Source organism: Bradyrhizobium sp. USDA 4454 (assembly GCF_054822705.1).
Genome location: NZ_JBTRCN010000001.1, coordinates 5,407,294 through 5,429,437, shown reverse-complemented (window position 1 = coordinate 5,429,437; position 22,144 = coordinate 5,407,294). Strand labels below are relative to the sequence as shown.

Sequence of the window (22,144 nt, the reverse complement as noted above, 5' to 3'; positions counted from 1 at the left end):
GCCTCATTCGCGCTCCCGAAGCATGATCCGGAAAAGTGCGCAGCGGTTTTCCGAAAAGATCATGCGCAAGAAAGAAAGCTAAAGCGCGATGATTCAATCCGGTCTCATCGCGCTTTAGACCCAAGCTAGACAGATTGAGCCGTTTGCAGAACTGGACAGGGCATGCTCGAAAAGAATTCCGAAAGTCAGGTCCACGTCGAGAAGGTCGAAGAGCCGCGCTCGGGGCCCAGCATCGCCTTCGGGATCGAACGGCTCGGCCTGATCCCGATGCGGGCGCCGATCCTGTCCTGCATCGTGCTCGTCCTGTTGTTGATCGGCGCCTTGTTCGGCGTGCACCGGATCAAGATCGACGACTCGCTGTCGCAGCTGTTCCGCTCCGAATCCAAGGATTACAAGCAATACGAGGCGGTGACCAAGCGCTTCCCGGCGACCGAGTTCGACGTCCTCGTCGTGGTCGAAGGCAAGACGCTGCTTGAGCGCGACAATCTCGGCAAGCTCCGTGACATGGTCACGGACCTGCAACTCGTCGAGGGCGTTCGCGGCCTGGTGTCGCTGTTCTCCGCGCGCCAGGCGCCGGAGCCGGGCAAGCTGCCGGCGGCGCTGTTTCCGAACGAGCTTCCGGAGGGCGCGGCCTACGACAAATTCGTCGAGACCGTCAAAACCAACGAGATCATCCGCGGCAAGCTCTTGTCGGAGGATGGCACGCTCGCGCTGGTCGTGCTGTCGCTCGAGCCGGAGGTGGTCGGCAGCAACAAGCTCGGCAAGGTGGTCGGCGACATCAGGAAGATCATGGCCGACGATCTCGGCGGCAGCGGGCTCAATGCCCAGCTGTCCGGCGTGCCGGTCATGCAGCTCGAAATCCGCAATGCGGTCGAGCGCGACGGCCTGACCTACAACATCCTCGGCATCCTTGCCGGCTGTGTCATCGCCATCATCTTCTTCCGCAAGATCTCCTTCATGGTGGCGGCGGCGTTCCCGCCGATGATCGCGATCCTGCTCGCGCTCGGCGGCCTCGGCTGGGCCAATTTCAATCTCAACATGTTCCTCAACGTGATGACGCCGCTCATCATGGTGATCAGCTTCTCCGACTCGATGCAGCTGACTTTCGCGGCACGCGACCGGCTGATCGCGGGGCAGGACAAGTTCACCGCGTTCAAGAACGCGGTGCTGGTGGTCGGCCCGGCCTGCGTGCTGACCCACGGCACGGCCGGTATTTCCTTCATCGCGTTGCAGTTCTCGGATTCCGACCTGATCCGCAAATTCGGCGAGGCCGGACTTGCCGCGACCATCATCGCGCTGGTCGCGGTGCTCTCGCTGGTGCCGGTGTTCGGCATCCTGTTCGTCCGCAACGAGAAGGTCTTCGCCGTCAAGTTCCAGAGCGCGGACGCCGGGGTGCAGGCGCTGCGCAATTTCTGCTACTGGATCGCGGTGCGCATGGTCGGCCGTCCCGGGCTGTTCAGCCTGCTCGCGCTGATCGTGGTCGGCGGTCTCGGCATCATCTACGCCAATCTCGAGCCGCGTTACCGGCTCGCCGACCAGGTGCCGGACAAGCGGCAGGCAGTGGCGGCGTCAGGCCGGCTCGATGCCAAGCTGACCGGAGCCAATCCGGTCGACGTCTTGATCGAATTCCCCAAGGGGGAATCGCTCTACTCGCCCGAGACGCTGAAGACGATCGCCGACGTGCATGCCATGGTCGAGGACAGTGCCGGCGTCGGCAACGTCTGGTCGCTGGAAACCTTGCGGCGCTGGCTCGCCGAAAAGGCCGGCAGCAACGATGTCGCGACCCTAAAGCAATATGTCGGCGTGATTCCCGAACATCTGGTGCGCCGCTTCATCTCGCAAGATCAGGATGCCGTCGTGGTATCGGGCCGGGTACCTGATCTGGATTCCAGCCAGCTGCTGCCGGTGGTGAACAAGCTCGATCACTCGCTCGACAAGGTGCGCGCCGAGCATCCCGGCTACGAGATCGCCGTCACCGGCCTGTCGGTGATTGCCGCGCGCAACAGCGCCAACATGATCGAGAAGCTCAACCGCGGCCTCACGGTGGAGTTCGCGCTGGTCGCGATCTTCATCGGGCTCGCGTTCCGCTCGGTCGTGGTGATGTTCTCCTGCATCCTGCCCGGCATCTTCCCCGTGGTGCTGTCGGGCACCGTGCTGTGGCTGCTCGGGGAGGGGCTGCAATTCGCCAGCGTGGTGGCCTTGACCGTGTCGTTCGGCCTTGGGCTCTCCGCCACCATCCACTTCCTCAATCGCCTGCGGCTGGAGACCAAGCCGGGCGTCACGCCTGAACTCGCGGTGGAGCGCGCCACCGTGCTGGTCGGGCCGGCGCTGATCCTGACCACGGTGGTGCTGGCCTGCGGCCTCGTCGTCACCGTGTTCTCCGACCTGCCGTCGCTGCGCCTGTTCGGCTGGCTCAGCGCATTCTCGATGGTCGCAGCCCTGGTCGCGGACCTGTTCATCTTGCGGCCGACCTCGATGTTCCTGATTAACCTGTCGCAGAAGCTGCGCGGCAAGGGCGGGCAGCCGGCGCCGATCGAGAAGGCCTGATGCTCCGATCAACAAAAGGCCCGGTTCCGACGCGTTCGGAACCGGGCCTTTTGTTGGCCTGTGAAATCGGTCGCTGAGCGTCGGTCAGCTCTTCGTCATCGTGATCGAGACGCCGCGGATCTCGCCCTTGGAGTCGATCTGCACCACCTGCTTGGAGCCGTTGGTCTGCAGGTTCAGGTTCGCGGCAAAGCCGGAGGCCTCGACGAACACGTCGATCCGTCCGCCGCCCGCGGTGCCCTGCAGATTGCCGAAGATGTTGCGGCTGGCCTCGCTCCAATTGCCGGAGATCCGGTCGCCCTGGCTGGTGACATCGCTGGAGAGGTCGAACTTGTAGCTGTCGCTGGCGCAATGCAGGGACTGCTTCAGGTTCATGCCCGACGGCGCGACCTTGTAATCAGCCTTGCAGCGAATCCGTTCCGTGGTGCCGTTGGACAGCGCCACCGTGCCCGTTCCGGCCCACGAACCGGCAAAGCCGGCGAAGGGGCCGGCGGCCTGGGCGTGCACGGCGGAGGCGGACAGCATCAGTGCGGCGCCGACGCCCACAGCCCTGAGGGCCTGACCATAAAGGCTGGAACCAAACTGTGTCATTGTGAATTTTCCCATCAAAATCAACGCTTCCTACGCAAGAAAGCGTCTCGCCGCATCGAAGTTTAGTGTCACCGAAGAATGTTAGGTTCAAACGACAGCAGCGCCGTCCCTGCGGCTTTATTGTCACCGAACAGAATCAGACACTGCACGCCTGATGACAGCATGTAGCTTTGCGCAAGTGCTGCCCGCAATAGTCAAACGCGACAAAGTGATGGCATGAATCACTTTTTTGAATCAATGGCTTATGCGGGGGTTTACAGCGCCGTAAATTTAGCCGCATTTAGTGCTGCTTGTCGTCAATCCGTTGCCGCGTTACGTGGCGTCTGCAATCCCCAAAATCCGTCCCGGCCGTGCCGAAGCGCTTTTCGGGAACAGATTTTCTGCTGTCGGAAATGAAGGAATACGATGCGTAAATTTCTCTTGGCACTTGCCGTGTTCTCGATCCCGCTCGCGTCCAGCGCCGTCGCCCAGCAGGGACGCGGCACGCCCGATGAGCAGAAGGCCTGCACGCGCGACGTGCAGCGTCACTGCCGCGCCGTGATCGATCAGGGTGATTTCACCATTCTCGCCTGCCTGCAGCAGAACCGCAGCAAGATCAGCGCCGCCTGCGACCAGGTGCTGAAGACCCACGGTCAGTAAGACTGAATACAGGTCTCAAGGGACCGCTACCGACACCGCGGCTGGCAGCCATGCCGGCCGCGGCCGCTCATGCTGGCGGTCACAGATAGCATTGGTTTTGGTGGCGTATTCACCTATATGGGGCTCGCAAATCCCCCGCATGCGCTCGACCGTTCGCGCCTGCGTCGTGCCATGACCAGTGTAGCCCAAATCTCCCATGACCACCGCGAGCGACCTGCGATCCGGAAAGACCCATCGCGACGAGAATTTTCCCGTCGCGTCGTGGATCATTCATCCGCGGCATCGCGCCCTGATCCTGGCGTTCTATAATTTCGTCCGCACCGCCGACGATATCGCCGATCATGCCACGCTGCCGGCCGATGAGAAGCTGCGCTATCTCGACCTGATGGAGGCCGAGCTGCTCGGCAATGGCGCGACCCAGAAGGAAGCCGTCAATCTGCGCCGGGCCCTCGCCGAGCGCGGTATGCCGCCGCGCCACGCGCTCGACGTGCTGGTGGCGTTCCGCCTCGACGTCACCAAGCTGCGCTACGAGACCTGGGACGACGTGATCGACTATTGCCGCTACTCCGCGATGCCGGTCGGGCGCTTCATGCTCGACGTGCACGGCGAAGATACCTCGACCTGGGCGGCGTCGGACGCGCTGTGCGCCGGTCTGCAGATCAACAATCATCTTCAGGACTGCGGCAAGGACTACCGCAACCTGAACCGCGTCTACCTGCCGCGCGATGCGCTGGCTGCCGCGGGGGCAACCGTCGAGATGCTCGGCGAGGCGAAGTCGCCGCCGGCCCTGCTCAAATGCCTGCAGGCGCTCGCTGTGCGCACCGAGGCGCTGCTCGACCGGAGCAAGTCGCTCGCTGCGGAAGTGAAGGATTTCAGGCTCGGGCTCGAGATCTCGGTGATCCAGGCCTTCGCCGACAAGATCGTCGCCATGCTGAAGGTGCGCGACCCGCTCAGCGAGCGCGTGCATCTGAGCAAGCTTGAACTGCTGCTGCAGAGCCTCGGTGGCGTTGCCGGCGAGACCGCGCAGCGCGCGACCGGACGGCGTGCAGCATCCAGGACGACGGCAGGCGCATGAGTGCTGAGGCGGCGGCCAACGCAAATTACGGAAGCGCCGCGTCCGGCAGCTCGTTCTATGCCGCGATGCGCATCCTGCCGCGCGCGCAGCGCGAGGCGATGTTCCAGATCTACAGCTTCTGCCGGCAGGTCGACGACATCGCCGATTCCGACGGCCCGCGGCCGGAGCGGCTGGCCGCGTTGCAGCAGTGGCGCGACGATATCGACGCGCTCTATGCCGGGCATCCGCCGGAGCGGCTCAAGGACTATGTCGGATCGGTGAAGGCGTTCGGCCTGAAGCGCGAGGATTTCGTCGCGATCGTCGACGGCATGGAAATGGACGTGCCGCAGGACATCCGCGCGCCGGATCTCGCGACGCTCGATTTGTATTGCGATCGCGTCGCGAGCGCGGTCGGCCGGCTGTCGGTGCGCGTGTTCGGCCTGCCCGAGGAGGATGGCATCCAGCTCGCCTATCACCTCGGCCGCGCGTTGCAGCTCACCAACATCCTGCGCGACATCGACGAGGATGCCGGTCTCGGCCGGCTCTATTTGCCGCGCGAGTGGCTCTGGCATGCCGGCATCACCAACAACGACCCGGCCCGCGTCACCGCCGACCGCGCGCTGCCGAAGGTGTGTGCGCCGCTCGCCGAGCGTGCCAAGATGCATTTCCAGAAGTCCGACGAGATCATGAAGCGCAATTCGCGCCGCGCGGTGCGCGCGCCCCGGATCATGTCGAAATACTACCGCGCGATCCTCGATCTGTTGATCGCGCGCGGCTTCGCCGCACCGCGTGAGCCGGTGCGGGTGTCCAAGGCGGCCAAGATCGGCATTCTTCTCCGTTACGCGATCATCTGATGCAAAAGACCGTTCATATCATCGGTGCCGGCATTTCCGGCCTCTCCGCCGCCGTGCGGCTCGCCAAGGGCGGTTACAAGGTGGCCGTGCACGAGGCGACGCAGCAGGCCGGCGGCCGCTGCCGCTCCTATTTTGACGCAGCCACCAATCTCACCATCGACAATGGCAACCATCTTTTGCTGTCGGGCAACCGCCATGCGCTGGGCTATGCGCGCTCGATCGGCACCGAGGCCGGCCTGGTGGGACCTGCGCGTGCGCAGTTTCCGTTCGTCGATCTGGCCGGCGGCCAGCGCTGGCAGCTCGATCTCGGCGATTCCCGCCTGCCGCTGTGGGTGTTCGACGAGGCGCGGCGCGTGCCGGACACCACCCTGCGCGACTATCTCGCATTGGCGCCGCTGGCCTGGGCCGGCACCGGTGCACTGGTCGGCAACACCATTCCCTGTACGGGCACGCTGTATGACCGCCTGGTGCAGCCGCTGCTGCTCGCGGCGCTGAACGTCGATCCGCCGGAGGGCTCGGCCGGGCTCGCCGGCGCCATCGTGCGCGAGACGCTGCTGGCGGGCGGGCAGGCCTGCCGCCCTCTGATCGCGCGCGACGGCTTGAGCTCGGTGCTGATCGAGCCGGCCGTGAAGCTGCTGCAGGATGGCGGCCACAGCGTCCGGTTCAGTCACGAATTGCGTGCGCTCGTTATGTCGGGTGATCGCGTCAGCGAGCTCGATTTTGGCAACGGCGACAAGATCGCGCTGGCGGCCGACGATGCCGTCGTGCTCGCGGTGCCGCCGCGCGCCGCGGCATCGCTGCTGCCCGGCCTGAAAACCCCGACCAAATTCCGCGCCATCGTCAATGCGCATTTCCGCGTCGATCCGCCACGCGACGCCGCGCCCATTCTCGGCGTGATCGGCGGTCTCGTCGAATGGCTGTTCGCGTTCCCGCAACGGCTGTCGGTGACGATTTCGAACGGCGACCGCCTGGTCGACATGCCGCGCGAAGAGCTTGCGCAGGCGATCTGGCGGGATATCTGCAAGGCATCCGGCGTGTCCGGCGACCTGCCGCCCTGGCAGATCGTGCGTGAGCGCCGCGCCACATTCGAGGCGACGCCGGAGCAGAATGCCCTGCGTCCGGGGCCCGCAACGGCGCAAAAAAACCTGTTCCTTGCCGGCGACTGGACTGCTACCGGGTTGCCGGCAACCATCGAGGGATCGGTGCGGTCGGGTGATCGCGCCGCCGATCTGGTTCTGGCGACGCGCTAGATTCGAATTCGACCTGTTAAGCGGCCGCGGCTTTCGATCAGCCGGTCCGCGATGAAGAGGATATCGAGCGAAATGCTTTCGAGAGATCACGGCATTGCAGTCGACCCGGTCGCGCTGGAGAAGAGCATCTCCAAGGCAACCGAAGCGCTGCTCGGCTACCGCCAGTCCGACGGACATTGGGTGTTCGAACTCGAGGCCGACAGCACGATTCCAGCCGAGTACATCCTGCTGCGTCACTATCTCGGCGAGCCGGTCGATGCCGCGCTCGAGGCCAAGCTCGGCAATTACCTGCGCCGCGTCCAGGGCGCGCATGGCGGCTGGCCGCTGGTGCATGATGGCCCGTTCGACATGAGCGCCAGCGTGAAGTCGTATTTCGCGCTGAAGATGATCGGCGATTCCATCGATGCGCCGCATATGGTGCGGGCGCGCGAGGCGATCCGCTCGCGCGGCGGGGCCTCGGGCAGCAACGTGTTCACGCGCTTCCTGCTCGCGCTCTATGGCGTCGTGACCTGGCGCGCCACGCCGGTGCTGCCGGTCGAGATCATGCTGCTGCCGATGTGGTCGCCGTTCCACATCAACAAGATCTCCTACTGGGCGCGCACCACCATGGTGCCGCTGATGGTGCTGGCCGCGCTGAAGCCGCGCGCAAAGAACCCGAAAGGCGTCGGCATCGACGAGCTGTTCCTGGAGGATCCGAAATCGGTCCGCATGGCGCCGAAGGCGCCGCATCAGAGCGCGAGCTGGTTCTATCTGTTCCGCTCGCTCGACGCCGTGCTGCGCGTGATCGAGCCGATGTTTCCGAAGCGCCTGCGCCAACGCGCGATCGACGCCGCGCTCGCCTTCACCGAGGAGCGGCTGAACGGCGAGGACGGCATGGGCGCGATCTATCCGCCGATGGCCAACATCGTCATGATGTATGATGCGCTCGGCAAGGACGAGAATTTCCCGCCGCGTGCCACCACCCGCCGCGGCATCGACAAGCTGCTGGTGGTCCGCGACGACGAGGCCTATTGCCAGCCCTGCGTCTCGCCGGTGTGGGACACCGCGCTGACCTGTCACGCACTGCAGGAAGCGGGCGGCGACGACACGCTCGCCAAGGCCAAGCAGGGCCTCGACTGGCTGAAGCCGCGCCAGGTGCTGGACCTGAAGGGCGACTGGGCGGTGAAGGCGCCGGACGTTCGTCCCGGCGGTTGGGCGTTCCAGTACAACAACGACCATTATCCCGATCTCGACGATACCGCCGTGGTGGTCATGGCGATGGATCGCGCGCGCCGCCACACCGGAACCCGGGAATATGACGAGGCGATCGCGCGCGGCCGCGAGTGGATCGAGGGGCTGCAGAGCCGCGACGGCGGCTGGGCCGCGTTCGACGCCAACAACCTCGAATATTACCTCAACAACATCCCGTTCTCGGACCATGGCGCATTGCTCGATCCGCCGACCGAGGACGTCACCGCGCGCTGCATCTCGATGCTCGGCCAGCTCGGCGAGACCGCCGAGAGCAGCAAGGCGATGGCCGACGGTATCGCCTATCTGCGCCGCACCCAGCTCGCCGAGGGCTCCTGGTACGGCCGCTGGGGGCTGAACTACATCTACGGCACCTGGTCGGTACTGTGCGCGCTTAATGTCGCAGGCGTCGATCGCAACGACCCGATGATTCGGAAAGCGGTCGACTGGCTGGCCTCGATCCAGAATCAGGACGGCGGCTGGGGCGAGGATGCCGCCAGCTACCGGCTGGATTACAAGGGTTATGAAGTCGCGCCATCGACGTCCTCGCAAACGGCATGGGCCTTGCTTGGCTTGATGGCGGCCGGAGAGGTCGAAAACCCCGCAGTTGCGCGGGGGGTGGAGTACCTAAAGGCAACACAGACCGAAAAAGGGCTGTGGGACGAGCAGCGATACACGGCTACGGGGTTTCCGCGGGTATTTTACTTGCGATATCATGGCTACTCGAAGTTCTTTCCGCTCTGGGCGCTGGCGCGGTATCGGAATTTGAGAAGCACCAATAGCAGGGTGGTAGGGGTCGGGATGTGATTGTTGAGGCGGGGGGCCGCCGCGACCGTGGGCAGAATTGATCCTCGGCCGGTACTGATTGTGACTGGATTGGTGCAGGAGGCCCGCATCGCGGCAGGCCCCGGCATGATCGTAATCTGCAGCTCGAGCGATCCGCAGCAACTGCGTGAACTGCTGGCGACGCTGGATCCGAAGACTTTCCGTGGCGTGATTTCGTTCGGAGTGGCCGGCGGGCTCGACCCGTCGCTGAAGTCGGGCGACGTCGTGGTCGCGACCGAGGTGATGTCGGGCGATACCCGCTTCCTGGCCGCCTCCGCCTTGAACGAGGAGATGATCGCCAGTGCCGCGCTGAAGCGCCGCAGGATCGTCCGCGGCAGCCTTGCCGGCGTGGAAGAGGTGATCGCGGCAAAGGCCTGCAAGGCCGCACTGCACTCGATCACCGGCGCCGCCGCAGTGGATATGGAGAGCCATATCGCGGCAGCCTATGCGGCCAAAGCAGGCATTCCGTTCGCAGCCCTGCGCGTGATCAGCGATCCCGCGCACCGTGCGCTGCCGGAGCTAGCGAAGTCAGCGGTGAAGCCAAACGGCGACATCGACCTGCGCAAGGTGCTGCGCGGCGTCGCGCGCAATCCGCGCACGCTCCGGGCGCTGGTGTCGACCGGGATCGACTTCAACCGCGCGCTGCGCTCGCTGCGCAGCTGCCGCGGCTTCCTGCTCGGCAACGAGGTGCTGATGCCGGTGGACGACGTCATGGTTGCGGCGAAGGCGGCCTGATCCAACCGTCCCGGGTAGGGACGGGCTTCTCGGGACACCAATCTCAAAACAAGGCCCGATCGCATTGCGATCGGGCCTTTGCTTTGGTGTCCGATTGTTTGGCGGCGATGCCGCCCGTACTGCCGTCCTGGTGCGCTCAGCAGGGCTGCCAGCGCTGTATTGGCCGCTGGGGCGGGCTGACCCTACCGTCCGGCGCCACCTCCTCAATCCCAGAAGGGAGGCTGTGTCCGGTCGCTGCACGCGGGATGGCAGGCGCGCGTCCTGGCGCCGCAGTGAACCCTAGACCTTGACAGACCCCGGCATTCAGCCGAGTGTGAATAACGATCCTTTATTCATGAATTAAGGTTCACGATGCCAATCGCGGCGGTTCGCCTCACTCAGCTGGTCGAGACCAAGACACGGATTCTGGACGCCGCGAGGGAAGCCGTGGCGCTGAGCGGGTGGAAGGACGCCCAGATCGCGCTGATCGCCGCACGGGCGGGCGTGGCCACCGGCAGCGTGTATCGCTACTTCGACTCGAAGGCGGACCTGTACGCGCAGGTGCTTGCGCTGGTGTCCGAGCGCGAGGCGGCCGTGGTCGCCGCGATCGTCGAGGCCGAGGGCTCGGCGTCGCAATGCCTGGTGGACGCGATCTACACCTTCTCGGTCCGGGCGATGCGCGGCCGCCGGCTGGCCTACGCAATGATCGCCGAGCCCTGTGAGCCCGAGATCGACGCGGCGCGCCTGAAATACCGGGCGGCGCTCGCCGACCAGATCGCCCGGCTGGTCCGGCGCGGCATCGCCAATGGCGAGTTCGTCGAGATCGACGCGAATGTCGCCGCATCCTGCGTAACCGGTGCGTTCATGGAGGCGCTGGTCGGTCCGCTGGCGCCCGAGGCTGCTCCCGATTCCGATGCGGCGAGGGCGATCGCGCAATCGATCGCAGGGCTCGCCGCCCGCATGCTGTTTCGCCACACGACGCCTGAATTGACCCCAGTATCGCGAGTCTCCGCATGAATGCGCGTGTCGAGCCGGACGGTGTCGCGGAAGCGAGAGCCAGCACCGAGATCACGCTGGACAATGAGTGCGACGTCCATCCGGTGCTGAACGAGGCGGCGCAGAATCTGTGCATCGACGGGAGCTGCGCGCAATGAGCACGGCGCTGGCCGCGGTGCGGATCGGCTTCATCGGCGCCGGCCGCGTCGCGCAAACGCTCGCGCCGGCATTCGCCCGCACGGACCTGAATGTCACGGCGTTCTACAACCGCGGCGCCGATGCCGCGCAGCGGCTCGGCTCCCGCGTCCCCTCGGCACGACCGATGACGGATGCGCAGCAGGTCGTGGACGACTGCGACATGGTCTTCCTCACCGTGAGCGACGATGCGATCCTGCCGGTCTGCCGCGACCTGCGCTGGCAGCCGCGTCACCGCGTGGTCCATTGCAGCGGCGCGACCGAGCTCGCGGCGCTCGATCATGCCAAAACCGCAGGCGCGGCCACCGGCGGTTTTCATCCGATGCAGATGTTCGCAAATCCCGACGTCGCGCTCGAGGGATTGCGCGGATGCACCGTCGGCATCGAGGCCGAGGGCGCGTTCAGGCGCGACCTCGAATGGCTTGCGACCCGGATCGGCTGCCAGCCGCTGGCGCTGCCGGCCGGGGTGCGGGCGCTGTATCACGCCTCGGCCTATTATGTCGGTCCGTTCCTGATCTCACTGCTCAAGGAAGGCGTCGAGCTCTGGAAGAGCTTTGGCGCCAGCGAGGCCGACGCGCTGCGCGCGATGATGCCGCTGCTGCGCGGCACGGTCGCGGCCGTGCTCGACGGTGGCCTCGCCAACGGCATGGGCGGCTGCGTGGCGCGCGGCGATGTCGGCACCATCCTCAAGCATCTCCGCGCGCTCGACGAGCGGTTTCCGTCCTCGGGCGCGTTGTATCGCGAACTGGCGCTGCGCAACGTCCCGCTCGGGATCGAGCGCGGCACGCTTAGCGCGCCGCGCGCGGCGGAGATCGAGCGATTGCTGCTGCGGACGAGATGGGAAGACTAGGCGGCATCCTGATCCAACAAAAAGCCCCGGTTCGCTGAACCGGGGCTTTGATGTTTCTGCGTTCGCTCAGGTCGTGCGTCAGGCGGCGGTGGAAGCCTTCTGCTGCTGCTTGGCGGCGGCGGCTTCGGCTTCGTCGCGGCGGATCTCCGACAGCTTCTTCTGCACCTGCTCGGCGAAGATGTACTGCGCCGGACGCTGCTTCGACATGTCGATCTCCGGCGCCATCGGGCCCGTGGTCTTGATGCCGCGCAGCGCGACCCACATCGCCTTCAGCGGGTTGTTGATCGCAGCGGTCGCCGCGGTCGGCTCGTAGCCGCAATGGGCCATGCAGTCGGCGCACTTCTCGTACTTGCCGGTGCCGTAGCTGTCCCAATCGGTGGTGTCCATCAGCTCCTTGAAGGTCTTGGCGTAGCCTTCACCGAGCAGATAGCAGGGCTTCTGCCAGCCGAAGATGTTGCGCGCCGGCATGCCCCAGGGCGTGCACTCGTATTCCTGGTTGCCGGCGAGGAAGTCCAGAAAGAGCCCGGAATGCATGAAATTCCACTTCTTGCCCTTGCCGAGTGCAAAGACGTCGCGGAACAGCTTCTTGGTCTTGGTGCGGTTGAGGAAGTGCTCCTGGTCCGGCGCACGCTCATAGGCGTAGCCCGGCGACATCGAGACGCCGACGCCGAGCTCGGTGGTGAAGTCGAGGAATTTGGCGATCTCCTCGGCCGGGTGGCCATCGAAGATGGTGGCGTTGACGTTGACCGTGAAGCCGCGTGCCTTCGCCGCCTTGATCGCGGACACGGCGCGATCGAACACGCCCTTCTGCGACACCGCCTTGTCGTGATGGTCCTTCAGGCCGTCGAGATGCACCGAGAAGAACAGGTAGGGCGACGGCTCGAACAGATCGAGCTTCTTCTCGAGCAGCAGCGCGTTGGTGCACAGCGAGACGAACTTCTTGCGCGCCACGAGGCCGCGCACGATCTCGCCGATCTCCTTGTGGATCAGCGGCTCGCCGCCGGGGATCGCCACCATCGGCGCGCCGCATTCATCGGCCGCGTCCCAGCATTCCTGCGCCGTCATGCGGCGATTGAGGATCGCATCGGGATAGTCGATCTTGCCGCAGCCGACGCAGGCGAGGTTGCAACGGAACAAGGGTTCCAGCATCAGCACGAGCGGATAGCGTTTGCGGCCAAGCAGCTTCTGCTTGATCAGATAACCGCCGATACGCATTTCCTTGAAGAACGGTATAGCCATTAGACGATTTTCTTTCTGCACTTATTCAACGGAAGTGGGTTCAGATCAGCCCGCAGTCAGATCGGCCGGCAGCCGGAATTCGATATTCTCCTCGCGACCCGGAACGACCGAGACCGACACCGGTCCGATGCGCCGCAGGGCCTCGATGACATCGTCGACCAGAACTTCGGGTGCCGATGCACCCGCCGTAATGCCGACGGCCTTCGCATCCTTCAGCCAATCCGGGTTGAGCTCGCTCCCATCGGCAATGAGATAACTCGCGACACCAACCTCGGTGCCGATCTCACGAAGCCTGTTCGAGTTGGAACTGTTGGCGGCCCCCACCACCAAAATGACATCCACCAGCTTGCTTAGGTCCCTTACCGCAGATTGGCGGTTCTGTGTCGCATAGCAGATATCCCTGATGTCCGGGCCTTGAATATCTGTAAATTTTGCCTGAAGGGCCGCGATAATGTCCCTGGTGTCGTCCACGGACAGGGTTGTCTGGGTGATATAGGCGACCGGGGCGTCGGTCGGCAGCCGCAATTCCGCCACATCCTCAACGCTCTGGACCAGGAAAACCGGCCCCGGAACCTGTCCCATGGTGCCCTCGACCTCAGGGTGGCCGGCATGGCCGATCAGGATCAGAGCGCGGCCTTTCGCGATGTAGCGCTTGCCCTGGTTGTGGACCTTGGTGACCAGCGGGCAGGTGGCATTGAGCACCGGCAGGTCGCGGGCTTCCGCCTCCTCCTCGACGCTCCGGGCGACGCCATGCGCACTGAACACGGTCACCGCCTTGGCCGGCACCTCCGACAGGTCCTCGACGAAGATCGCACCCTTCTTCTTCAGGCTTTCGACCACGTGCTTGTTGTGCACGATCTCGTGGCGGACATAGACCGGCGGGCCATACTTCGCGAGCGCGCGTTCGACGATCTCGATCGCGCGCACAACGCCTGCACAAAAGCCGCGCGGCTGGGCAAGAAACACTTCCATCGGACGTCCGTTACGCAAATTGCACCAATCTCATTCCATGTCCTGCGGCCGTTTCGGCAACGCGCTCCACAAGTCGGACGTCGCAACGTCGGTTGCAATGTCCGCGTCATCACAGTTCCTGCACGGGATCGGCGGCCCCAAGCGCATGGAAATACAGGGATTTGTGGCAAAAAGGTAGCGCTTCGAAGGGCGGTACCATTGGTTGGGAGGGGTGTTTGAGGTAATATGGTATGGGATCGGGGCCCTGCGACCCTCCGTCCCCCTCACTTGTTCGTCACTTTATCGCCCACTGATGCGGTTTATACCGGCCCCTCGTGGCCGCTCCTGTGGTTTGGAACCTCTTCGCCATTCCGTCGAGGAAGGTAACCAAAACAACATTAGATCGGTCCCCGGAACTCCGCTACAGAGCGGGCGTTTTCGGCCATGCTTCCCCGAGATTAGAAAGAAACGAAGTGCTGACAAATATTGTCGTCTCCGTTGTTAGGACCTGTACGCGTTTTGCCCTTCCGGTTGTCATTATCGCTGTGCTGCTGTCGATCGGCGCCGGCTTCTACACGGCTCGCAACTTCTCGATCAACACCGACATCAACAAGCTGATCTCGCCGGATCTGGATTGGCGCAAGCGCGACAACCAGTTCGAGGAAGCATTCGATCGCGAGCGGCTGATCCTGGCGGTGGTTGAAGCCGCGACGCCGGAGCTCGCCAGCTCGGCGGCGAAGGCGCTCACCGCGAAGCTGCAAGCCGACAAGAAGAACTTCGAGGCGATCACCGCGCTCGGCTCCGGCGAATTCTTCGAGCGGAACGGCCTGCTGTTCCTGCCGACCGAAGAGGTCGGCAAGGTGGCGGGCCAGCTCGAATCGGCCGCGCCGCTGATCGAGATCATGGCCGGCGATCCCTCGATCCGCGGACTGACCGGCGCGCTCGAGACCGGCCTTGCCGGCGTCAAGCGCGGCCAGGTCAAGCTCGACAATGCCGCGCCGCCCTTCAACCTGATCTCCGAGACCGTCGAGACCGTCCTCAACAAGGGCAACGCCACCTTCTCCTGGCGCGAGCTGACCAGCGACAAGCCGCTGACCGATTCGGACAAGCGCGCCTTCATCGAGATCAAGCCGAACATCGACTATTCGGCGCTGGAGCCCGGCAAGGCCGCGACCGATGCCATCCGGCAGGCCGCTGCCGATCTGAAGTTCCCGACCGAATATCACGCGCGCGTTCGCCTGACCGGACCGGTGCCGATCGCCAACGAGGAATACGCCACTGTGCAGGACGGCGCGATCACCAACGGCATCGGCACCGTGGTGATCGTCTTGATCATCCTCTGGCTGGCGCTGCACTCCGGCAAGATCATCTTCGCCGTGTTCGTCAACCTGTTCATCGGGCTTGCGCTCACCACCGCGGTCGGCCTGATGATGGTCGGATCGCTGAACCTGCTTTCGATCGCCTTCGCGGTGCTGTTCGTCGGCCTCGGCGTCGACTTCGGCATCCAGTTCAGCGTGCGCTACCGCTCCGAGCGCTACAAGAACGACAATCTGACGCTCGCGCTGGAAAACGCCGCGCGCCGCTCGGCGGTGCCGCTGTCGCTCGCCGCGATGGCGACCGCTGCCGGCTTCCTGTGCTTCCTGCCGACCGACTACAAGGGCATCTCCGAGCTCGGCAAGATCGCCGGCGCCGGCATGTTGGTGGCGTTCGTCACCAGCATCACGGTGCTGCCGGCGCTGCTCGACCTGCTCAACCCGCCGGGAGAGAAGGAGCCGGTCGGCTACGCGTTCCTGGCGCCGGTCGACCACTTCCTGGAAAAGCATCGCGTCCCGATCATCGTCGGCACGCTGCTGGTCACGGTCGCCGGCCTGCCGCTGCTGCACTGGATGAAGTTCGACTTCAACCCGATCAATCTGCGCAACAAGCAGGCGGAATCGATCGCGACTTTCCTCGACCTGAGGAAGGATCCGAACACCGGGGCCAACGCCATCAACGTGATGACGCGCTCGGAAGCCGACGCCAGGAAGATCGAGGCCAAGCTCGGGAAGCTGCCGGAAGTGTCGCGCGTGATGTCGCTCGACAGCTTCGTGCCGGACGACCAGCCGGCCAAGCTGAAGCTGATCGCGCAGGCCGCCAAGACGCTCGGCCCCGCGCTCAACCCGGACTCGGTCGATCCGGCGCCGTCGGATCAGGAGAATGTCGAGTCGCTGAAGAGCTCGGTCGACAGCCTGCGCAGGACCGCGGGTGACGGCAAGGGACCGGGTGCGGTTGCTGCGCGTCGGCTCGCCGACGCCTTGCAGAAGCTCGCCGATTCGAACCAGGCCACCCGCGACAAGGCGCAGGATGTCTTCGTCGCGCCGATGAAGATCGTGTTCGACCAGCTCCGCAATACGCTGCAGGCCCAGACCGTCACGTTGCAGAACCTGCCGCCGGAACTGGTCGCGAGCTGGAAGACCAAGGACGGCCTGATGCGCGTCGAGGTCGAGCCGAAGGGCGACCCGAACGACAACGACAATCTGCGCCGCTTTGCCGACGCCGTGCTCGCCGCCGAGCCGACCGCGATCGGCGGGCCGGTCTCGATCCTCAAATCGGGCGATGTCATCGTGAATGCGTTCATCCACGCCGGCATTCTGGCGCTGGTCACGATCGGCCTGCTGCTGTGGCTGACACTGCGCCGCATCGTCGACGTGCTGATGACGCTGGTGCCGCTGCTGGTCGCCGGCATCGTCACGCTGGAGATCTGCGTCCTGATCGGGCTGCCGCTCAACTTCGCCAACATCGTCGCGCTGCCGCTGCTGCTCGGCGTCGGCGTGGCGTTCAAGATCTACTATGTCACGGCCTGGCGGCAGGGCAGGACGAACCTGCTGCAATCGAGCCTGACGCGGGCGATCTTTTTCAGCGCGCTGACCACGGCGACCGCGTTCGGCAGCCTGTGGCTGTCGAGCCATCCCGGCACCGCGAGCATGGGCAAGCTGCTTGCGCTGTCGCTCGTCACCACGCTGGCTGCAGTGCTGCTGTTCCAGCCGGCGCTGATGGGCAAGCCGCGCGAAACCCTCAAGGAGGAGGACATCGCCAACGACGTCACCTGACGCATCGGCCGCCTGCTTTTGATCGGGCTTGGCGGCCGATGCCGCCAAGCCGCAATTGCAGGCGATGCTGGCCGTGTCAGTGCGTCGGGCGCGCGATGTCCGGTAGCAGGCAGATATCGCCGACCGTGTCAGCGGACGCATTGGCGTTGCTTGGAGGCTGCTTCTGGCCCGGCTTGCTGGCGGGGGCGACGGCGCCGGTGGTCTTCTGCGGCGCTGTTGATTTGGGAACGGTGCCCTTTGCTGCGGGGCTGCCTGCGGCCGCCGGATTGCCGGCGGCGCTCACCGGGATCGGCGGACCGACGCGGGTCCAGGTCTCGCCGCCGCACAGGAAGCCTAGCACGCAGCCCTGGATCTCGAGCTGGTCGGTGCCGACCGGCTTGATGGTCGAGCTGTAGAGCTGGCCGTCCTTGGCGTTGTAGACTTGGCCTTCCCACGCATCGGCGCCGGCCTTCTTCTTCATGTCGATCAGGATCGGCATGCCGAGCGTCGGCCTGCTCTGCTTCGCAGGATCAGGGTTGTTCTTATCCTTGCCGCCGGGGGTTTTTTCCCAGGACACTGCCCCCCACATGTTGCCATTACACTGGGCGACGCGGATGATGGCGACACCGTCGGCGACTTTCCAGTCGCCGGTCGGGTCCGCTGCAAGTGCCGGTGATAAGACGGTGGCCAAAAATAAACCCGAAAAGGCTATTGTGCGCGCGAAAGTTCTTGGGCAGTGCAACATGGTCCAAACCTGTGCTTAACTAGACGATCCGAGCGGGGGTCAAAACGCCGCTAGCGAGCGTTTTAAGTTGACGAGATGGCCATCAACCGACGTATGTAACGAATGGTAAGTTCCAATTTAGACGTTTCCGAGATTTTTGTGGAGCGGGAGGGGCAGCGCGGTGCCATGCACACGCGTCACCTCAACGAGCAGCTCGTTCGCGTCCTCAAGACCATCGGCTACGACGTCGGATTCCAGAAAGGGCAAGGCCAGTACCTCTTTGATCGTCAGGGGGCTCGCTACCTCGATCTATTGAGCGGATTTGGCGTTTTTGCGATTGGCCGCAATCATCCGGCCCTGCGCCAGGCACTGAAGAGCGTGCTCGACGCCGATCTGCCCAATCTGGTGCAGCTCGACGTCTCCACGCTCGCCGGCGTGCTCGCGGAACGGCTGCTGGACTATGTTCCATATCTGGACAAGGTGTTTTTCGCCAATTCCGGCGCGGAAACCGTCGAAGCTGCGATCAAGTTCGCGCGCGGCGCGACCGGCCGTCCCGGCATCGTCTATTGCGGGCATTCGTTCCACGGCCTGTCCTATGGCGCGCTGTCGCTGACCGATGATTCGAATTTCCGCAGCGGTTTCGAGCCGCTGCTGCCGGGCTGCACCCCGATACCCTTCAACGATCTCGAGGCGCTGGAGAAGGCGCTGTCGTCGCGCCAGGTCGCAGCGTTCATCGTCGAGCCGATCCAGGGCAAGGGCGTCAACATGCCCACCGACGAGTTCCTGCCCGGCGCGCTGGCGCTGTGCCGCAGATACGGCACGCTGTTCATCGCCGACGAGATCCAGACCGGCATCGGCCGTACCGGAAAATTCCTCGCGATCGAGCACTGGGGCATCGAGCCCGACATGGTGCTGCTGGCGAAAGCACTCTCCGGCGGCCACGTGCCGATCGGCGCGCTGCTGACGCGCAAGAATATCTTCGACAAGATTTTCAACCAGATGGACCGCGCGGTCGTGCATGGCTCGACCTTTGCGAAGAACGATCTGGCGATGGCCGCCGGCATCGCGACCCTCGATGTCATCAAGGCCGAGCGGCTGGTCGAGAACGCCGCCAAGCGCGGCGCCGAGCTCCGCCTCGCGCTGACGCGCATGGTGCCGGGCTATGAATTGATGAAGGAAGTCCGCGGCAAGGGCCTGATGATTGGCGTCGAATTCGGGCCGCCGAAATCGCTGCGGCTGAAGGCGTCGTGGAATCTGCTGGAGACCGCCAACAAGGGTCTGTTCTGCCAGCTGATCACGGTGCCGCTGTTCAAGGATCACAAGATCCTGACCCAGGTCGCCGGCCACGGCCTCCACACCATCAAGCTGCTGCCGCCGCTGACGATCACCGAAGAGGATTGCAGCTGGATCGAGAAGTCGTTCGACGACGTGATCGCCGGCAGCCACAAGGTGCCCGGCGCGATCTGGTCGCTCGGCAAGACGCTGGTCGACAACGCCGTGCGCAAGTCGGCGTAAGCTCGAAATCTGTAGCCCGGATGCAGCGAAGCGTAATCCGGGGATCTCGATCCTTGCGAGACCGTTCCCGGATTGCGCTTCGCTTCATCCGGGCTACACGGCATCACCCCTCCTTGTTCGCGCGCATCGCGCTCTCGAACTTGTCGCCAAATTCGGAGAGCTCGTCGGCGCCGAGATCGCTGACCGCCCAGTAATTCAGGCCGCGGTCGCTCCAGCGCCGGATGTTGAAACCCTGCAAGATCGAGGTCTGCGCCGCCTTCCGTTCGGTGCTGGCGGTCTGCGCCACGAACAGGTTGATGACGTGCTGGCGGCGCTTGTAGACCACGGCGCCGATCTCGCGGGCATTGACGTAGTCGAGCCGGCCGCCGATCAGGGTAAAGCCCTGCGCGGTGAGATCGATCACCGGCGGCGAGACATTGAGCTTGCCGTTGAACCAGGGCTTGACCGTATGCTGGTCGGTCGACACCACGTCGATCAGGTGGCCGGCCTGCAGCGAGCGCAGATGCGCCGATACCACCTCGTTATCGATGCGCTGCTCGTCGTCATTGCGCAGCACGATCGCAACCAGACCGGTCGCGGCCATCGCCGACACCGCCGAGCCCATCGCGAAGCCGCGCAGCACCGAACGCCGGGTCGGCGCGGCCTGCGGCTGCGGCAGCGCCTTCTCGATCTTGCGGCGCAGCTCGAGCGGCGCCTTGTAGCGCACGTCGCTTTCGGCGATCGCCTGGCGGATCTCCTGATATTCCTTCATCAGAGCGGCGCAATGCGCGCACCCCTCGACATGGGCTTCCACTTCGCGCGCATGGCCGGCATCGAGTTCGCCGTCGATCAGCGCGTGGATCAGCACTTCGGCTTCCTCGCAGGTCATTTCGCTTGCTCCTGTTCCGCAAGCCAGGCCGATCGCAGCATGGCGCGGGCGCGCGCGAGGCGGGACATCACGGTGCCGACCGGCACGGCGGCGACATCGGCGATCTCGCGGTATGATAGATTCTGGATTTCCCTGAGCACGAAGGTCTCGCGGAATGGCTCGGCGAGCGCCGCCACCAACTTGCGTACGGTGTCGCCGTCGAAGCGGCGCAGCATCTGCCTTTCCGGGGTCTCCGGGGCTTCATTCCACATCGGCGTCTGCTCGCCGCCTTCCGGCAGCTCCTCGACCGCGGTGGGGGCGGTCTTGCGCCGTGCATATTCGGCGCGGCAGACATTGCGCAGGATCGCGAACAGCCACGGCTTCATCGCGGGGCCGCGATAGCTGTCGAAATGCTTGTAGGCGCGCAGATAGCATTCCTGCACCGCATCCTCGGCGTCGGCGGCATCGCGCAGCAGATAGCGCGCCAGGGTATAGGCGTCGTCAAGGTAGGGCAGCGCGGCGTCGCGGAAACGCCGCGCTTTTTCGGGATCGTCTTGCGACGCATTGACAACCATCGTGTTCTGCCCGGCATGTCGAGAGACGGCTTGTGCCCGGGCGGGGGCTGTGGGCCACCGACCGGGCATGGTTGTGATTGTATGGCTGGTCACGTTACCCAACCTTGACACTGCCTGTCATGTGCGGATGCAGCGAGCAGAAATACTTGTACTCGCCCGGCTCCGTGAAGGTGAACGAGAAGGTGCCGTCGGTATCCATGGTCTTGGAGCGGAATTTGCCCGCACACACCACGGTGTGCGGGATGTCGTCGCGGTTGGTCCAGGTCACGGTGGTGCCGACCTTCACGTCGAGCGGATTCGGCGCGAACGAGAAGTTGTCGATATGAACCGCGGTATCTTCGGCGCGGGCCGCCGCGACCGGCAGCAGCATGGTCGCGACCACGGCGATCCCGAAGTCGCGTCGATTGATCGAACTCATCGGTCTCTTCCCTTAGCCCTGCAGCGGCGTGTCGATGATCGCCAGCGGCTGGCTGTTCTGCTTGAAGTTGATGCTGGCGACGCCGAGCATGCTGCGCAGCTTGGCATCCTCGACCTTCATCGGGCCGGGCGAGGGCGCGGACCCCGGCGCCGGCTGCGGGAACGCGGTCGAGCGCGCGGTGTGGAAGGTGACGCTGCCCTCGACCTTCTGCATCACCTGGTGGATGTGGCCGTTGAGCACGGTGACCGAACCGAAGCCCTTGACGTATTCCAGCGCGCGGGCCCCGTCTTCGGTGCCCCAGCCCCATTGCGGATAGACCGTCCACAGCGGGATGTGGGCGAACAGCACGATCGGCGTCGACTTGGAGCGGCCCTTGAGGTCGTTCTCCAGCCATTCGAGCTGCTCGTTGCCGAGATTGCCGAGGCCGCCGCCCTTGAGGTCGACGACGTTGACGAGGCCGATGAAATGCACGCCTCCGGCGTCGAAGGAATAATAGCCCGGACCCTTGGTGCCCTTGCCGTAACGCTCCTTGTAGAGCTTGACCTCCTCGTCGATGAAGTCGTGTTCGCCCGGCACGTAATGCACGTCGAGCTTGGCCTGCGAGATGATGCGATCGGCATCATCGAATTCGGACGCCTTCGACAGATGCGTGATGTCGCCGGTGTGGATCATGAACGACGGCTTGACCGGCATCGCCCGGACCTTGTTGATGGCCTCCTCCAGCGTGCCGATGGCGTTCGGGTTGGCCGGCTTGTCGAAGCCGACATGGCTGTCGCTGATCTGCATGAAGGTCATGCCGGTGGCCTCGGCGGCCTTGGCCGAGCCGACGATGCCGAGCGAATGCGGCACGCCGCCGGTGACCGTCCACAGCACGCCGGTGCCGGCCCAGGTCATGCATTCCAGCACCTTGCGTCGGCTGACGCCTTTCTCCTCATCGTGGTGATTGTGATCGTGTCCGCTCATGACAAGTCTCCCGTGGGCCCAGGGATTGGGTTTCCGGGGAGGTGATCGGCAGGGCCGGGGCTTTATTCCCGGGACTTTGGAGGAGGTTGAGGGACGGGATGACGA

At 64.6% G+C, this 22,144-nt stretch carries 20 protein-coding genes; 12 read left to right on the top strand and 8 right to left on the bottom strand.

The genetic code is table 11. From position 1 onward, the window contains the following. Positions 1-162 precede the first annotated feature (162 nt). The gene (locus ACVIW0_RS25320; RefSeq protein ID WP_461354821.1) at positions 163-2,547 is read left to right on the top strand and encodes an efflux RND transporter permease subunit; all 2,385 of its coding nucleotides are present in this window, start codon (positions 163-165) and stop codon (positions 2,545-2,547) included. Between the two features lie 84 nt (positions 2,548-2,631). On the opposite strand, the gene ACVIW0_RS25315 is transcribed toward ACVIW0_RS25320, so the two are convergent. Then, positions 2,632-3,135, bottom strand: a complete 504-nt coding sequence (locus ACVIW0_RS25315; protein ID WP_461354820.1) for a hypothetical protein — start codon at positions 3,133-3,135, stop codon at positions 2,632-2,634. Positions 3,136-3,540: 405 nt separating this feature from the next. Here ACVIW0_RS25315 and ACVIW0_RS25310 point away from each other — a divergent pair, with 405 nt between their 5' ends. The 9 genes from ACVIW0_RS25310 to ACVIW0_RS25270 all read left to right on the top strand — a co-directional run bounded on the left by ACVIW0_RS25310 (position 3,541) and on the right by ACVIW0_RS25270 (position 11,739). Beyond that, positions 3,541-3,774: a hypothetical protein gene (locus ACVIW0_RS25310; protein ID WP_461354819.1), complete on the top strand. Its 234-nt coding sequence runs from the start codon at positions 3,541-3,543 to the stop codon at positions 3,772-3,774. Positions 3,775-3,970: 196 nt separating this feature from the next. Then, positions 3,971-4,849, top strand: a complete 879-nt coding sequence (hpnC, locus tag ACVIW0_RS25305; protein WP_461354818.1) for a squalene synthase HpnC — start codon at positions 3,971-3,973, stop codon at positions 4,847-4,849. Then, a complete protein-coding gene (gene hpnD, locus ACVIW0_RS25300; RefSeq protein WP_461354817.1) occupies positions 4,846-5,682 on the top strand; it encodes a presqualene diphosphate synthase HpnD in 837 nt (278 codons plus the stop codon). The genes hpnC and hpnD overlap by 4 nt, the downstream gene beginning before the upstream one ends. After that, positions 5,682-6,932 carry a hydroxysqualene dehydroxylase HpnE gene (gene hpnE, locus ACVIW0_RS25295; RefSeq protein WP_461354816.1) on the top strand — a complete coding sequence of 417 codons (1,251 nt, stop codon included), beginning with the start codon at positions 5,682-5,684 and terminating at the stop codon, positions 6,930-6,932. The genes hpnD and hpnE overlap by 1 nt, the downstream gene beginning before the upstream one ends. 72 nt (positions 6,933-7,004) lie before the next feature. Next, complete coding sequence (shc, locus tag ACVIW0_RS25290) at positions 7,005-8,966, top strand: squalene--hopene cyclase (protein ID WP_461354815.1); 1,962 nt, start codon at positions 7,005-7,007, stop codon at positions 8,964-8,966. 69 nt (positions 8,967-9,035) lie between these two features. After that, positions 9,036-9,719 carry a phosphorylase gene (locus ACVIW0_RS25285; protein WP_461357420.1) on the top strand — a complete coding sequence of 228 codons (684 nt, stop codon included), beginning with the start codon at positions 9,036-9,038 and terminating at the stop codon, positions 9,717-9,719. Positions 9,720-10,070: 351 nt separating this feature from the next. Beyond that, a complete protein-coding gene (locus ACVIW0_RS25280) occupies positions 10,071-10,715 on the top strand; it encodes a TetR/AcrR family transcriptional regulator (RefSeq protein WP_461354814.1) in 645 nt (214 codons plus the stop codon). After that, positions 10,712-10,852 carry a hypothetical protein gene (locus ACVIW0_RS25275; RefSeq protein WP_461354813.1) on the top strand — a complete coding sequence of 47 codons (141 nt, stop codon included), beginning with the start codon at positions 10,712-10,714 and terminating at the stop codon, positions 10,850-10,852. Before ACVIW0_RS25280 ends, ACVIW0_RS25275 begins: the two co-directional genes overlap by 4 nt. Beyond that, positions 10,849-11,739, top strand: a complete 891-nt coding sequence (locus ACVIW0_RS25270) for a Rossmann-like and DUF2520 domain-containing protein (protein ID WP_461354812.1) — start codon at positions 10,849-10,851, stop codon at positions 11,737-11,739. The genes ACVIW0_RS25275 and ACVIW0_RS25270 overlap by 4 nt, the downstream gene beginning before the upstream one ends. A gap of 78 nt (positions 11,740-11,817) precedes the next feature. Here the strand turns inward: ACVIW0_RS25270 and hpnH are convergent, their stop codons facing one another. After that, positions 11,818-12,978, bottom strand: coding sequence for an adenosyl-hopene transferase HpnH (gene hpnH, locus ACVIW0_RS25265; RefSeq protein ID WP_461354811.1), 1,161 nt, complete (start codon positions 12,976-12,978; stop codon positions 11,818-11,820). 45 nt (positions 12,979-13,023) lie between these two features. Then, entirely contained in the window at positions 13,024-13,950 is a 927-nt protein-coding gene (ispH, locus tag ACVIW0_RS25260; RefSeq protein ID WP_461354810.1) for a 4-hydroxy-3-methylbut-2-enyl diphosphate reductase, read from the bottom strand. Between the two features lie 452 nt (positions 13,951-14,402). Here ispH and hpnN point away from each other — a divergent pair, with 452 nt between their 5' ends. Further along, positions 14,403-17,018 carry a hopanoid transporter HpnN gene (hpnN, locus tag ACVIW0_RS25255; protein WP_461354809.1) on the top strand — a complete coding sequence of 872 codons (2,616 nt, stop codon included), beginning with the start codon at positions 14,403-14,405 and terminating at the stop codon, positions 17,016-17,018. Between the two features lie 76 nt (positions 17,019-17,094). On the opposite strand, the gene ACVIW0_RS25250 is transcribed toward hpnN, so the two are convergent. Then, complete coding sequence (locus tag ACVIW0_RS25250) at positions 17,095-17,742, bottom strand: DUF2147 domain-containing protein (protein ID WP_461354808.1); 648 nt, start codon at positions 17,740-17,742, stop codon at positions 17,095-17,097. Positions 17,743-17,844: 102 nt separating this feature from the next. On the opposite strand from ACVIW0_RS25250, the gene hpnO reads away from it, so the two are divergent. Next, a complete protein-coding gene (gene hpnO / locus ACVIW0_RS25245; protein WP_461354807.1) occupies positions 17,845-19,236 on the top strand; it encodes an aminobacteriohopanetriol synthase HpnO in 1,392 nt (463 codons plus the stop codon). Positions 19,237-19,339: 103 nt separating this feature from the next. Here hpnO and ACVIW0_RS25240 read toward each other — a convergent pair whose 3' ends face one another. From ACVIW0_RS25240 to ACVIW0_RS25225, 4 genes are all read right to left on the bottom strand, one after another. Further along, positions 19,340-20,104, bottom strand: coding sequence for an anti-sigma factor family protein (locus tag ACVIW0_RS25240; protein ID WP_461354806.1), 765 nt, complete (start codon positions 20,102-20,104; stop codon positions 19,340-19,342). Further along, positions 20,101-20,658, bottom strand: coding sequence for a sigma-70 family RNA polymerase sigma factor (locus ACVIW0_RS25235; protein WP_461354805.1), 558 nt, complete (start codon positions 20,656-20,658; stop codon positions 20,101-20,103). The genes ACVIW0_RS25240 and ACVIW0_RS25235 overlap by 4 nt, the downstream gene beginning before the upstream one ends. Positions 20,659-20,752: 94 nt before the next feature. After that, entirely contained in the window at positions 20,753-21,076 is a 324-nt protein-coding gene (locus ACVIW0_RS25230) for a cupredoxin domain-containing protein (protein WP_461354804.1), read from the bottom strand. A 12-nt stretch (positions 21,077-21,088) separates the two neighbouring features. After that, complete coding sequence (locus tag ACVIW0_RS25225) at positions 21,089-22,039, bottom strand: metallophosphoesterase family protein (RefSeq protein WP_461354803.1); 951 nt, start codon at positions 22,037-22,039, stop codon at positions 21,089-21,091. Positions 22,040-22,144: the final 105 nt, after the last annotated feature.

Excerpts from the sequence above, each read along its gene's own strand:
- ACVIW0_RS25250 (WP_461354808.1), bottom strand. The coding sequence starts at position 17,742 with ATGTTGCACTGCCCAAGAACTTTCGCGCGCACAATAGCCTTTTCGGGT.
- ACVIW0_RS25280 (WP_461354814.1), top strand. The coding sequence starts at position 10,071 with ATGCCAATCGCGGCGGTTCGCCTCACTCAGCTGGTCGAGACCAAGACA.
- hpnE (WP_461354816.1), top strand. The coding sequence starts at position 5,682 with ATGCAAAAGACCGTTCATATCATCGGTGCCGGCATTTCCGGCCTCTCC.
- ACVIW0_RS25310 (WP_461354819.1), top strand. The coding sequence starts at position 3,541 with ATGCGTAAATTTCTCTTGGCACTTGCCGTGTTCTCGATCCCGCTCGCG.
- ACVIW0_RS25225 (WP_461354803.1), bottom strand. The coding sequence starts at position 22,039 with ATGAGCGGACACGATCACAATCACCACGATGAGGAGAAAGGCGTCAGC.
- ACVIW0_RS25320 (WP_461354821.1), top strand. The coding sequence starts at position 163 with ATGCTCGAAAAGAATTCCGAAAGTCAGGTCCACGTCGAGAAGGTCGAA.
- ACVIW0_RS25315 (WP_461354820.1), bottom strand. The coding sequence starts at position 3,135 with ATGACACAGTTTGGTTCCAGCCTTTATGGTCAGGCCCTCAGGGCTGTG.
- hpnH (WP_461354811.1), bottom strand. The coding sequence starts at position 12,978 with ATGGCTATACCGTTCTTCAAGGAAATGCGTATCGGCGGTTATCTGATC.
- hpnD (WP_461354817.1), top strand. The coding sequence starts at position 4,846 with ATGAGTGCTGAGGCGGCGGCCAACGCAAATTACGGAAGCGCCGCGTCC.
- ACVIW0_RS25240 (WP_461354806.1), bottom strand. The coding sequence starts at position 20,104 with ATGACCTGCGAGGAAGCCGAAGTGCTGATCCACGCGCTGATCGACGGC.
- ACVIW0_RS25270 (WP_461354812.1), top strand. The coding sequence starts at position 10,849 with ATGAGCACGGCGCTGGCCGCGGTGCGGATCGGCTTCATCGGCGCCGGC.
- hpnC (WP_461354818.1), top strand. The coding sequence starts at position 3,971 with ATGACCACCGCGAGCGACCTGCGATCCGGAAAGACCCATCGCGACGAG.
- ACVIW0_RS25275 (WP_461354813.1), top strand. The coding sequence starts at position 10,712 with ATGAATGCGCGTGTCGAGCCGGACGGTGTCGCGGAAGCGAGAGCCAGC.
- ispH (WP_461354810.1), bottom strand. The coding sequence starts at position 13,950 with ATGGAAGTGTTTCTTGCCCAGCCGCGCGGCTTTTGTGCAGGCGTTGTG.
- ACVIW0_RS25235 (WP_461354805.1), bottom strand. The coding sequence starts at position 20,658 with ATGGTTGTCAATGCGTCGCAAGACGATCCCGAAAAAGCGCGGCGTTTC.
- hpnO (WP_461354807.1), top strand. The coding sequence starts at position 17,845 with ATGGTAAGTTCCAATTTAGACGTTTCCGAGATTTTTGTGGAGCGGGAG.
- ACVIW0_RS25230 (WP_461354804.1), bottom strand. The coding sequence starts at position 21,076 with ATGAGTTCGATCAATCGACGCGACTTCGGGATCGCCGTGGTCGCGACC.
- shc (WP_461354815.1), top strand. The coding sequence starts at position 7,005 with ATGCTTTCGAGAGATCACGGCATTGCAGTCGACCCGGTCGCGCTGGAG.